The sequence below is a fragment of the Martelella radicis genome (assembly GCF_014196625.1).
In the GTDB taxonomy this organism is placed as follows: domain Bacteria; phylum Pseudomonadota; class Alphaproteobacteria; order Rhizobiales; family Rhizobiaceae; genus Martelella; species Martelella radicis.
Genome location: NZ_JACIDZ010000007.1, coordinates 58,744 through 70,618 on the forward strand (window position 1 = coordinate 58,744; position 11,875 = coordinate 70,618).

Sequence of the window (11,875 nt, forward strand, 5' to 3'; positions counted from 1 at the left end):
CATGCCGCGCGCCGTCTTCCGGGACGACCTCGCCGGTCGCATGCTGACATTTTCCGATCCGCATGCGCTGATCGTGGCGGAAGACCCGGACGAATTGCCGGAGGCTTTCGCGCGCATGGAAGAAGCGCGCGCATCCGGTCACTGGCTCGCCGGCTATGTGGCCTATGAGGCGGGGTTCCTGCTGGATCCCGCCTTCTCCGACCTTCCGCCGGTCGAGAACGAAACGCCCTATCTCTGCTTCGGCGTTTTCGATCCGCCGGAAGAGGCGGACCTGCCGGAGAAGCGTTCCGAAACGCCGTTTCTCTTCGACCTCGAACCCGCCTGGGATTTTGCCGCCTATCGGAAACGTTTCGAGCCGCTGCACGCCCACCTGATGGCCGGAGACTGCTACCAGGGCAATCTCACCTTTCCCATCAACGCCCGCTGGCAGGGCGATCCGCTGGCCGCCTTCCACGCCTACGCCGAACGCCAGCCGGTGCGCTACGGCGCCTATCTCGAACTTGCCGGTCCGCGGATCCTGTCGCGCTCGCCGGAGCTCTTCTTCAAGGTCGACGATAACGGCTTTATCGAAACACATCCGATGAAAGGCACCGCACCGCGCGGCACAACCGCTGCGGGAGATGAGGCGATCGTCGCCGCCATGCTGGACGATGAAAAGACGCTTGCGGAAAACTGCATGATCGTCGACCTCCTGCGCAACGATATCTCCCGCATTGCCGAGCCCGGCAGCGTTCACGTCCCGAAGCTCTTCGAGATCGAGACCTACCCCACGCTCCACCAGATGGTGAGCCATGTCCGCGCGAAGCTGAACGCCGATGCCGGTATCGCGGCGATCTTCTCGGCACTCTTTCCCTGCGGCTCGGTCACCGGCGCGCCGAAGATTTCGGCAATGAAGATCCTGCGCCGGCTGGAGGACGGGCCGCGCGGGGCCTATTGCGGGGCGATCGGTCATATCGCCCCCGACGGCGCCATGCGGTTCAACGTCGCCATCCGCACGATCACGCTTTTCGATGACGGTCGCGCCGTCTTCAATGTCGGCGGCGGCATTGTTCTTGATTCGACCGCACGCGCCGAATATGAAGAAGCTCTGCTGAAAGCCCGTTTCGCCGGCGACCTTTCTGCCCAGCCGGCTGGTTGAGGAGACCGCCTTGATCTTGATTTCGCTGACCTATATTGCGCCGATGGAGGCCGTCGAGACGCATTTCGACGGCCATCTCGCATGGCTGAACAGGCACTATGCCGATGGCGTTTTCCTTGCCTCCGGGCGCAAGGTGCCGCGCACCGGCGGCGTCATCATCGCGAGTGGCAGCCTCGATGAAGTGCGCGCCATCTGCGAGACGGATCCTTTCGTCAGCGAAGGCGTCGCGCGATATGAGCTGACGGAAGTGGATTTCTCGAAGACGGTCGACAGCGTTTCGGGGCTGAAGCAGGCATGACCGACAGCGCAACCGCCGATCGCCCGCTTCGGCTCATGCCCTATGGCCGGGCCTACAAGCCCTTTTCCATCGGCCTCTCGCAGATTGCGACAACGGACTGGCTGGAAGCGGAGCCCGAGCTCGGTCGCTATCTCGATGAGAAGCAGCACCTTCTCGAAACGAAGCGTGATGCTGTCTTTCGGGCGACAGCCGATAGCCTTGACGCCCAGAACGAAGCCCTCGCAATGATCGCCCGGCATCTCGCGGATCATCACGCCGACGTCTATCGCCTGTCCGGCAAGACGATGACCGTGGCCGGCCGCAGCGTCGACCTTGCCGACGAGACCATGCCGCCCCTGATGCGGGCGGGGCTGATGATCGCCGACGATCTTGCCATCCTCGTCAAACATGACGGCCACTGGCATTTAGCGGCAGGTTTCATCGCCTTTCCCTCCTCCTGGTCGCTGGCCGAAAAGGCCGGCCGACCCATGGACGAGGTGCATGCCGATGTGCCGGGCTTTCAGGGCGGCACGCGCAACGCCGCCATGGTCACCCGCATCTTCGACAATCTGAAGCCCGACCTTCCGGCCGAGCGGTTCAACTGGTCGTTCAAGGGGTCGGATGCGCTGGCCATGCCGGTTTCCAAACATCTGCCCGAAGACCCGTTCCGTCCGGTTCGCCCGATCGGCCGAAATTTCCTGCGCGTCGAACGCCAGACGCTGCGTCGCCTGCCGGAAACCGGCGCCATCATCTTCACGGTCAAGATCTACGCCGATCCCCTGACGGTGATTGCGCGCCATCCGGAAGCCCGTGCAATCGCTTCGGCCATGCTGAAGCAGCTTGACGGGCTCACCGTGGAAGAACGCGCCTACAAGGGCATGAAAGACGCCGATATCGACGCGCTTTCGGCTTATCTGCGGGAAGTTTTGAACTGACTTCTGGAACGGCGGCGACAAATCCGCTTTACTGTTGGCTGCGGCTGTGGTCACGCTTTTTGCGCGATCGACACGCCACGGAACAAAATAGCCGTGTCACAATTTGTCCTTACGTTCGCGGCATTCGCCTTGCGCGCAGGTTCTAACCGAGAAGGAAACGGAAATGCTTCAGGAATACCCGATCCACGCCGAGATCACCGGACCCATTGTCATGATCGGTTTCGGGTCCATCGGGAGAGGCGCGCTGCCGCTGATCGAACGGCATTTCAATTTCGACAAGTCGCGCATGGTCATCATCGATCCGAATGACGCGCATGCCAATATCGCCGCCAATCACGGGGTCCGCTTCATCCATGCGGCGGTGACCAAGGACAATTACGAGGAACTTCTGGAGCCGCTCCTGACCGAAGGCGAGGGCCAGGGCTTCTGCGTCAACCTGTCCGTCGACACCTCCTCTCTCGACCTGATGAAGCTCTGCCGTTCGCTCGGCGTGCTCTATGTCGACACGGTGATCGAACCCTGGCTCGGCTTCTATTTCGACAAGGATGCCGACAATGCGTCGCGCACCAATTACGCGCTGCGCGAAACCGTGCGCAAGGAAAAGCGCAAGAACCCCGGCGGCACCACCGCCGTTTCCTGCTGCGGCGCCAATCCCGGCATGGTCTCCTGGTTCGTCAAGCAGGCGCTGGTCAACCTTGCCCGCGATACATCCATGAATTTCGTCGAGCCGATGGCCGATGACCGCGAGGGCTGGGCGCAACTGATGAAGGATGCCGGCGTCAAGGGCATTCACATTGCCGAGCGCGACACCCAGCGCTCCAAATTCCTGCGCCCGCAGGGCACGTTCTGGAATACGTGGTCGGTGGAAGGCTTTGTCGCCGAGGGCATGCAGCCGGCCGAACTCGGCTGGGGCACCCACGAGAAATGGATGCCGAAGAACGCAAAGAAGCACAAGAAGGGCTGCAAGGCCTCGATCTATATCGAACAGCCGGGCGCCAATACCCGCGTCAGAAGCTGGTGCCCGACGCCCGGTCCCCAGTATGGCTTCCTTGTCACCCATAATGAATCGGTCTCGATTGCCGACTACTTCACCGTCAGGAACGACAGCGACAAGGTCACCTACCGGCCAACCTGCCACTATGCCTATCACCCGGCCGACGTTGCGGTTCTGTCTCTGGATGAAATGTTCGGCAATGGCGGCACTCCGCAGGAAGAAAGCCTGGTGCTGGAAGAGGCCGACATCCTGACCGGCATTGACGAGCTCGGCGTGCTGCTCTACGGCCACGACAAGAACGCTTACTGGTTCGGCTCGCGGCTGTCGATCGAGGAAACCCGCGATCTCGTGCCCTATCAGAACGCGACCGCGCTGCAGGTGACATCCGCCGTTCTCGCCGGCATGGTCTGGGCGCTGGAAAACCCGGAAGCCGGCATCGTCGAGGCCGATGAAATGGACTACCGCCGCTGCCTGGAAATCCAGATGCCCTATCTCGGCCCGGTCGAAGGCCACTACACCGACTGGACGCCGCTCACCGACCGCCAGACCTTCTTCGAGGAACGCAAGGACGAGAAGGATCCCTGGCAGTTCAAGAACATTCTGGTGCAGTTCTAGGCAAGGGGTCTGACCTCTTGTCACCGACAGATTGATTCAACTCCGGCGATCTCCCCCTCAAGGGGGGAGATTGCTAGCAGCAGCACCGCCTGGGCAAGAAATCCGGCCCCTTGGCCGGTCTCTCCTCACCCCGCCCGAAAATGCTTCGAAAGCTTCAACCCCTGGGCCTGGTAGTTCGAGCCGAGGCCCGAGCCGTAAAGCGCCGTTGGCGGGTCCATCATGTGCTCGTAGACGAGGCGGCCGACGATCTGGCCGTGTTCGAGGATGAAGGGCACCTCGTGGCTTCTGACCTCCAGCACGGCGCGCGCGCCCTTGCCGCCGGCCTCGGCATGGCCGAAGCCTGGATCGAAAAAGCCGGCGTAATGAACGCGAAACTCGCCGACCAGCGGGTCGAAAGGCGTCATCTCGGCGGCATAGAGCGGCGGCACATGCACGGCCTCGCGCGAGACGAGAATATAGAATTCATCCGGATCGAGGATCAGCTCGCCCTTGCCGCGCCCCGGGATCGGTTCCCAGTAGTCGAGAATGTCGTAGCCCGCCTTGCGGTCCACATCGATGACGCCGGTGTGATGCTTGCCGCGGTAGCCGACGAGCCCCTCGCCTTCCAGATCGATCGACAGCGCGATGCCGCCGTCAGAGATGTTGGGCATGTCGCTGGCAACGAGCGTTTCGGCCCGATGCAGCACCATCAGCGCGTCCTCGGCCAGCACCGCATGGCCCGAGCGGAAACGGATCTGCGAGAGCCGCGAGCCCTGCCGCACGATCACCGGGAAGGTGCGCGGCGAGATTTCCAGGTAAAGCGGCCCCTCATAGCCCGACGGGATGATGTCGAATTCCTGCGCGAAATCCGGAATCACGCGGGTGAAGATATCGAGCCGGCCGGTCGAGCTTTTCGGGTTGGTCGAGGCGGAGAGATGCTCCGGCAGGGCGAGCCCCTCCATCAATTCGACGATATAGACGCAGCCGGTCTCCAGCACCGCGCCCTGGGACAGGTCGACCTCGTGCATGGAGAGCCGCGAAAGCTTGTCGGCGACGCTGTGGCGCGGTCCCGGCAGGAAGCTGGCGCGCACGCGATAGGCCTTGGCGCCGAGCCTCAGATCGAGGCTAGCCGGCTGGATCTGGTCGTGATCGAGCGGCTTGATCGTGGTCAGGTTTTTCTGCTCGAGCAGTGCGGCAATGGCGTGATCGGCCAGAATTCCGGGCTTTTTTGACATGTTTTGCTCCTGTTGGCCGACAAAACCAATCTTTCAGAATTGACGCAAGCGCTTATAGGGATTATGCCGCCTTATCCCTGTGGTGATTTGGCCGGTCGGCTTGCAGCCACGTTAAACAAGTAGCTAAAAGGCCGGGTAACCGGTCCCTTCGCGACCGGTTTTTTTGTTTGGAGACATGAAAATGAAAAAGTCCTGGCGTCCGCAAACCAAACTCGTTCATGCAGGAAGCCTGCGTTCGCAGTATGGCGAGATGTCCGAGGGCATCTTCATGACGCAGGGCTTCCTCTACGAGAATTCGGCCGCCGCCGAGGCCCGTTTCAAGGGTGAGGATGAGGGCTTCATCTACGCCCGTTATGGCAGCCCGACGAACGCCATGTTCGAACAACGCATGTGCGCGCTGGAAGGCGCGGAAGATGCCCGTGCCACCGCCTCCGGCATGGCCGCCGTTTCCGCCGCCATCCTCTGCCAGTTGAAGGCCGGCGACCATATCGTCGCCGCGCGCGCCCTGTTCGGCTCCTGCCGCTGGGTGGTGGAGACGCTTGCGCCGAAATACGGCATCGATTGCACGCTGGTCGACGGTCGCGACATCGCCGCCTGGGAAGCCGCCATCCGCCCGAACACCAGGCTGTTCTTCCTCGAAAGCCCGACCAATCCGACGCTCGAGGTTGTCGACATTGCCGCCGTTGCCGATCTCGCCCATCAGGCCGGCGCCCGGCTCGTGGTCGACAATGTCTTCGCCACCGCGCTCTATCAGAAGCCGCTCGAACTCGGCGCCGATGTCGTCGTCTATTCGGCGACCAAGCATATCGACGGCCAGGGCCGCTGCCTCGGCGGCGTCATCCTGTCGTCGAAGGAATGGATCGAGGAAGAGCTGCAGGACTATTTCCGCCACACCGGCCCTGCGCTTTCGCCCTTCAATGCCTGGCTTTTGATGAAGGGGCTGGAGACCTTCCCGCTGCGCGTGCGCCAGCAGACGGCAAGTGCTGCCAAGATCGCGGATTTTCTTGCCGACCAGAAACAGATCGCCCGCGTGATCTATCCCGGTCGCGCCGATCATCCCCAGGCCGACATCATCAAGAAGCAGATGACGGCGGGCTCGACGCTGATCGCCTTTGAACTGAAGGGCGGCAAGGAGGCGGCCTTTGCGCTGCAGGACGCGCTCGATATCGTCTCGATCTCCAACAATCTCGGCGACGCCAAGAGCCTGATCACCCACCCGGCGACGACCACGCACAAGAACCTCTCCGACGAGGCGCGCGCCGAACTGGGCATTACCGGCGGCACGATCCGGTTTTCCGCCGGGATCGAGGACGCTGACGACCTTATCGAGGATTTCGCCCAGGCCCTTGCAAAAGTACCGGCATAAGCGTCAGAATTGCGGACTGGCCGGAGCTGACCGCAACCGGCGGCAATGATGATCCGGAGCCGGCAAGTGCCAAGCGTGACGACGGACGACATAGAGGTCAGGGTGGAAACCCGCTTCCTGGACGAGCATTCCACGCCGGCCGAGGATCAGTTCGTCTGGGCTTATGACATCGAGATTGTCAATCACGGCGCGGTGGAGGTCCAGATCGTCGCCCGTCATTGGACGATCACCAATGCAGACGGCATAGTCGAGACCGTCAACGGCCCAGGGGTTGCCGGCAAGCAACCGGTTCTGGCGAGCGGCGAGCGTTTTACCTACCAGTCGGCGGCCCCACTCGACACGGCGTCCGGCATCATGATCGGTCATTACGTGGTGCGCACCGGCGACAATCGCCTCCTGCAGGTGGCGATCCCGCCGTTTTCACTCGATTCGCCTTACGAGGATCGATCACACCATTGAGACTGCGGATTGAACCCTTCGGAATGAAAAAGCCGCCATCCGGCAAGGAGAGCGGCTTTTCCTGATTTTTGCTGATCGCGATGCTTAACCGCGGGTCATCACATCCTCGACATCGTCGCCGCCATATTCTTCCAGCTCGATATCATGCTGTTCGTGACGGAAGCGATCGAAAATGTCCTGCGAAATACGGCCGCGCACCGCCATCAGGAAGACGGCGAGCGAGAACAGGGCCGCAAGCACGGAATCGACTGGATGCGGAATAACGCCAAGTCCGCCGCCATATCCGCCGAGATAGGAGATGATGGCGACGCCGGCCATGTACACCCCGAACCAGACCGCGCTCATCGGCTCCAGATCCTCCCGGCCGATCACCGCAAGGCGCAGGAAGAACAGCGCCGCGCCGATGGCCAGGAGCACCAGCAGCACCCAGATCGTGCTCCAGCCCGACCAGTAGATCATCAGCGTCGCGATCATGAAGGCAAGCGCCCCGATCACGCCCGCTGCCGGCACCACGAAGGGACGGCGAGCATTCGGCGCGAGATAGCGGAAGGCCACCATGGACACCGGACCGGCGATGAAGGACAGCACCACCGCCGCGCTGTTGAGCGCCAGGATTTCCTGGAACGGCAAGATGATCAGCATCAAGAGTGCTACGACATAGTTGAGGATCAGAGCCCAAAGCGGCACGCCGTATTCGTTCAGCTTGGCGAAGAGGCGCGGAAACACGCCGTTGTTCGACATGGCCAGCGCCAGACGGGCGTTCGAGCTGACCGAGACGAGACCGCTTCCGGCCGGCGAGATCACTGCGGCGACATTCAGCATGCTCAGCAGCCACAAGACCCCGATCGACGTGGCGAGCGCCCCGAGCGGGCCGAGCTCATGGCTCGATTCGATCGTGTGCCAGCCGCCTGAAAGATCGGTCGGGTTGACGGCGCCGACAAAGGCGATCTGCAAGCCGACATAGATCGCAAGGCAGATCAGCACGGACATGATCAGCGCCAGCGGGATCACCCTCTGGGCGTTTTTCACCTCGCCGGCCAGATCGATCGCATGGCGGAAGCCGATGAAGGCGAAGACCACGCCGCCGGTCGAGACGGCAGCAAAGATGCCGGGAACACCATAGGGCGCGAAACCGCCTGCCGAAGTGAAGTTCGACGGTTCAAATCGGGACGCGACCACGACGACAATGAAGACTACGGGAACAATCAGCTTGAACCAGGTCATCGTCGTATTGATGCGCGCGAACCAGGCGACGCCAAAGACGTTCACCACGGTCAGCACCGCAAGGAAGACCGCGGCTGCGATATAGCCCGAGAAGGTCAGGCCGCCGGTGGCATTGGTCAGCCACGGGAGATAGGACGAGGCATAGCCGAGCGAGGCCTTCACCTCGATCGGAGCCGTGGTGCAGTAGCCGACCCACGCGCTCCAGCCCATGGCAAGCGCCAGAAGCCGGCCGTGGGAGAATTGCGGGATACGGGCAATGCCGCCCGCGATGGGAAAGAGTGTGGAATTCTCCGCATAGGTCAGAGCGATCAGCAGCATCGCCACCGCTCCGATCAACCATGAGATAACAGAGGCCGGTCCCGCCAGTTGCGCCGTGTCGAGCGGGGCAAAGAGCCACCCCGATCCCAGAACGCCGCCCACGGCGACAAACGTCAGGCCGATAAGGCCGATTTCGCGTCGCATTGCCATTTTATGTTCCCCTAGCTTAACGCGCTTCACCGAATGCAGCCGGCCACCCCTGCTGGCTCACTACAATGAGTATACATTCTCACAATCTTAAGTATTCATGCGCACGCCGATTCAAGTCAATCGGTTTGCGTGCGGTTCCGTCAGATTCTACCGTTGACGTGAAGGCACCGATTGGCTCGAACCAAGAGGTCTTTCTCCGCCCCCATTGGGGAGAAAGAATGGCGGAATTGCTAGCCGTTGCTCGCTCTCAACCGGACAAGGTCCTCGACCGGGCGAAAACTGTCCGAACTCGCCGCGCGCCACCAGTCCGCATAGATCGTGGAATCGGGATCCGACAGAAGGATGCCTTCGGCGAGGAAGGGATGGAGCTTGTCGAGCGGCAGGGAATCATGCGAACCGATGCGGTGCATGACGTGATGCGGCTGAAGGTCCTGAGGATGGGCAAAGCCGCAGGCGGCGACGATATCGGCCAGGGCCTCGAGCGTCTTCTTGTGGAAACGGGCAGCATGCCGGCCCTGCTCTTCGGGCACCAGCGCGCGCTGGCGCCATTTGTCCTGCGTGGTCACGCCGGTGGGACAGGTGCCCGTATGGCAGCGCTGCGCCTGGATGCAGCCGACCGACATCATGAAGGCGCGGGCGGCATTGCACCAGTCTGCGCCAAGCGCGAGGTTATGGGCAAGGCCCATGCCGGAGAACACCTTGCCGCTTGCGGCGAGACGCACATGTTTCTTGATGCCCGCGCCGACCAGCGCGTTGCGCATCAGCACCAGCCCGTCCCAGAGGGGCATGCCGACCCAGTCGGCGAGTTCGAGCGGCGCGGCGCCTGTTCCACCCTCCGCTCCGTCGATGACGATGAAATCGGGATAGATGCCTGTCGTCAGCATCGCCTTGACGAGCGCGAAGGGTTCGTGCGGCTGTCCGACGCAGAACTTGATCCCGACCGGCTTGCCGCCCGAAAGCTCGCGCATTGTCGCAGCGAAATTCAGCATCTGGGCGGGCGTTGAAAAGGCCGAGTGACCGCGCGGCGACAAACAGTTCTCGTAGACCGGGACACCGCGCACCTCGGCGATCTCGGGCGTCACCTTGGAGCCGAGAAGCATGCCGCCATGGCCGGGCTTGGCACCCTGGCTGACCTTGATCTCCGTCATCTTGACGGCGTCATTGGCGGCCTTGTCGCGAAACATCTCCGGATCGAACCTGCCGTCCTTGTCGCGCGCGCCGAAATAGCCCGAACCGATTTCCCAAACAAGATCGCCGCCATGTTCCAGATGGTGGCGGCTGAGGCCGCCCTCGCCCGTATCCTGATAGAAGCCGCCGTCGCGCGCGCCGATATTCATCGCTTCGACCGCATTGGCCGACAGCGCCCCGAAACTCATTGCCGAGATGTTGAGGATCGAGGCCGAATAGGGCTTCGAGGTCTGCTCGTTGCCGACCATGATGCGCGGAGAAAGGTCCGGATTGGCTTCCGGCGCCATCGAATGGGAAATCCAGTGATGCGGATCCTCGTAGAGTTCGAGTTCCGTGCCGAACGGGATCGTGTCGGGCTGCCCGTGCGAACGGGTCTTGATCAATTGCCGCGCGGCGTAGGAATAGGGCGTTCCGTGGGTATCATCCTCGACCGCATAGGCACGGATGAAGGGACGCAGCGAAAGCGCCAGCCAGCGAAAGCGCCCCAGCACGGGATAGTTGCGGGTAATGGTCCAGGAGGACTGAAACCAGTCATAAGCGGCAACCGCCAGAGCGGGTATGGTGAACAGCAGGATCCAGAACCATCCCGTCGCGATCGCCACAATCGTGAAGAAAGCGGCCGCGATCGGCACGATGCCCCGCAAAAGCATATCAACCATCGAGACCTCCCCTTTCATTTCCTTCATGCGCTAGCAGAACGCGCGCGTTCTGGCTAGCTGGTCTCTGCAATTTCAGGTGTTATTTCCGCGGACTGGGTAAGCCCATAATGGGGGCGCTATCGTTCCCAGGGTTTCTTCCGGTGCGGCGCAAGAGGTTTCATCGGATGGCTCGCATAGCGGGTCGGCTTGCCGAGCGCCTGGGCCACGATGCGATAGGCGCGACGATAGTTCAGAAGACCGCCGATGAAGAACAGGCCGCTCCCGACGAGATATTGCCAGGCGAGAAAACCGTCGATTCGGACCTCGTCGGCGGGGCTTGAAACCTCCCAGAGATAGGGGATGGAGGCAACGGCAAAAAGCGTCGACCCGACCACGAAGGTCACTGCGGTCAGGTTCATCATCTGCAGGGTCACAAGGTCATCGGCCTGCACGATCTGGATGACATTGATGACCGCGCCGACGACGAACAGCACGCTGCCGATGATGAAGCACCAGGCGCCGGCCGTCTCCCAGCCGACGGACGACAGGAAGAAGATGCTGCCGGCGACGAACAGCAGCGTGCCGGCCACATAGGTCCAGGCGGCCCAGAACTCCAGCCTGTCCCATAGCGTTGCAATGCCCTTGCGTTCACGGGCATGGATGAAGACCTCGACAAGGTCGTGACCGGTGACGAGCAGATAGAGCAGCGAGCCGAAGAAGAAGGTCCAGGCACCGATATCGGCGAGAAAGGAAAGGGCAGGGAAGAAGCAGATGCTGCCGAAGATGAACACCAGTCCGCCCAGCTGATAGGCGGCGGCATTGATGGTCTCCCAGCGGAAGTTCTTTCTATTGTCCGGATCGTCAGCGACAAAATCATGAATACGCGGGCGGTTGACGAACATATGCGGCATGGCGGATCTGACTCCCTCTGTCGCCGCCGATAATGGCCTTTGGGAACCTCTTCGAACAACCCCCACAAGGCCGAAACCCTGAAGAAGAGGTGTTCCGGAATGCGGCCGCCAGGCGAAACGGCGCTGCGCCGCCCCGTTTCATCGAACCTGTCCTCTCTGGCGACACGCCCTCCCCTCTGTTACCGTCGCCGGACAAGTTCAGGGAGACATTCGATGCGCCAAATTGTTCTGCTGACAGGCCTTGCCGTGGTTCTCGCCGCCTGCACCCAATCGGCGCCAGCGCCGACAGGCCTCGCCAATCCGGCATCCGAATACTGCGCGAGCCTTGGCGGGCGCACCGAAATCCGCAACGAGACCGGCGGTCAGGTGGGCTACTGCCACCTCCCCGATGGCAGCGTCACCGAGGAATGGGCGCTCTACCGGGCGCGCGTCGGCCAGCAGTAGAGCA

General features: G+C 62.0%; 11 protein-coding genes and 1 riboswitch. Of the genes, 7 read left to right on the forward strand and 4 right to left on the reverse strand.

The window, feature by feature from the left end; translation table 11 throughout:
- Position 1: 1 nt before the first annotated feature.
- The 4 genes from GGR30_RS11580 to GGR30_RS11595 all read left to right on the forward strand — a co-directional run bounded on the left by GGR30_RS11580 (position 2) and on the right by GGR30_RS11595 (position 3,959).
- Positions 2-1,138, forward strand: a complete 1,137-nt coding sequence (locus GGR30_RS11580) for an aminodeoxychorismate synthase component I (RefSeq protein WP_183486412.1) — start codon at positions 2-4, stop codon at positions 1,136-1,138.
- A gap of 10 nt (positions 1,139-1,148) precedes the next feature.
- Positions 1,149-1,436: a YciI family protein gene (locus GGR30_RS11585; protein WP_183486414.1), complete on the forward strand. Its 288-nt coding sequence runs from the start codon at positions 1,149-1,151 to the stop codon at positions 1,434-1,436.
- Positions 1,433-2,350, forward strand: coding sequence for a heme-dependent oxidative N-demethylase family protein (locus GGR30_RS11590; RefSeq protein ID WP_246413780.1), 918 nt, complete (start codon positions 1,433-1,435; stop codon positions 2,348-2,350). Before GGR30_RS11585 ends, GGR30_RS11590 begins: the two co-directional genes overlap by 4 nt.
- A 163-nt stretch (positions 2,351-2,513) precedes the next feature.
- Positions 2,514-3,959 carry a homospermidine synthase gene (locus tag GGR30_RS11595; protein WP_183486416.1) on the forward strand — a complete coding sequence of 482 codons (1,446 nt, stop codon included), beginning with the start codon at positions 2,514-2,516 and terminating at the stop codon, positions 3,957-3,959.
- A 125-nt stretch (positions 3,960-4,084) separates the two neighbouring features.
- Here the strand turns inward: GGR30_RS11595 and GGR30_RS11600 are convergent, their stop codons facing one another.
- The gene (locus GGR30_RS11600) at positions 4,085-5,173 is read right to left on the reverse strand and encodes a 2'-deoxycytidine 5'-triphosphate deaminase (RefSeq protein ID WP_183486418.1); all 1,089 of its coding nucleotides are present in this window, start codon (positions 5,171-5,173) and stop codon (positions 4,085-4,087) included.
- Between the two features lie 69 nt (positions 5,174-5,242).
- Positions 5,243-5,320: riboswitch (SAM riboswitch) on the forward strand.
- A gap of 34 nt (positions 5,321-5,354) precedes the next feature.
- Here GGR30_RS11600 and GGR30_RS11605 point away from each other — a divergent pair.
- Together GGR30_RS11605 and apaG are read left to right on the forward strand one after the other, a co-directional pair.
- On the forward strand, positions 5,355-6,539 hold the full coding sequence (locus GGR30_RS11605) for an O-succinylhomoserine sulfhydrylase (protein WP_183486420.1): 1,185 nt from the start codon (positions 5,355-5,357) through the stop codon (positions 6,537-6,539).
- A gap of 75 nt (positions 6,540-6,614) precedes the next feature.
- Positions 6,615-6,998: a Co2+/Mg2+ efflux protein ApaG gene (gene apaG / locus GGR30_RS11610; RefSeq protein WP_343066496.1), complete on the forward strand. Its 384-nt coding sequence runs from the start codon at positions 6,615-6,617 to the stop codon at positions 6,996-6,998.
- 84 nt (positions 6,999-7,082) lie between these two features.
- Here the strand turns inward: apaG and GGR30_RS11615 are convergent, their stop codons facing one another.
- The 3 genes from GGR30_RS11615 to GGR30_RS11625 form a co-directional block, all read right to left on the reverse strand.
- The gene (locus tag GGR30_RS11615) at positions 7,083-8,690 is read right to left on the reverse strand and encodes an APC family permease (protein WP_183486424.1); all 1,608 of its coding nucleotides are present in this window, start codon (positions 8,688-8,690) and stop codon (positions 7,083-7,085) included.
- Between the two features lie 230 nt (positions 8,691-8,920).
- Positions 8,921-10,537, reverse strand: coding sequence for an FMN-binding glutamate synthase family protein (locus tag GGR30_RS11620; protein ID WP_183486426.1), 1,617 nt, complete (start codon positions 10,535-10,537; stop codon positions 8,921-8,923).
- A gap of 116 nt (positions 10,538-10,653) precedes the next feature.
- Positions 10,654-11,427: a YrhK family protein gene (locus GGR30_RS11625; RefSeq protein WP_183486428.1), complete on the reverse strand. Its 774-nt coding sequence runs from the start codon at positions 11,425-11,427 to the stop codon at positions 10,654-10,656.
- A 213-nt stretch (positions 11,428-11,640) separates the two neighbouring features.
- On the opposite strand from GGR30_RS11625, the gene GGR30_RS11630 reads away from it, so the two are divergent.
- On the forward strand, positions 11,641-11,871 hold the full coding sequence (locus GGR30_RS11630; RefSeq protein ID WP_183486430.1) for a putative hemolysin: 231 nt from the start codon (positions 11,641-11,643) through the stop codon (positions 11,869-11,871).
- Positions 11,872-11,875: the final 4 nt, after the last annotated feature.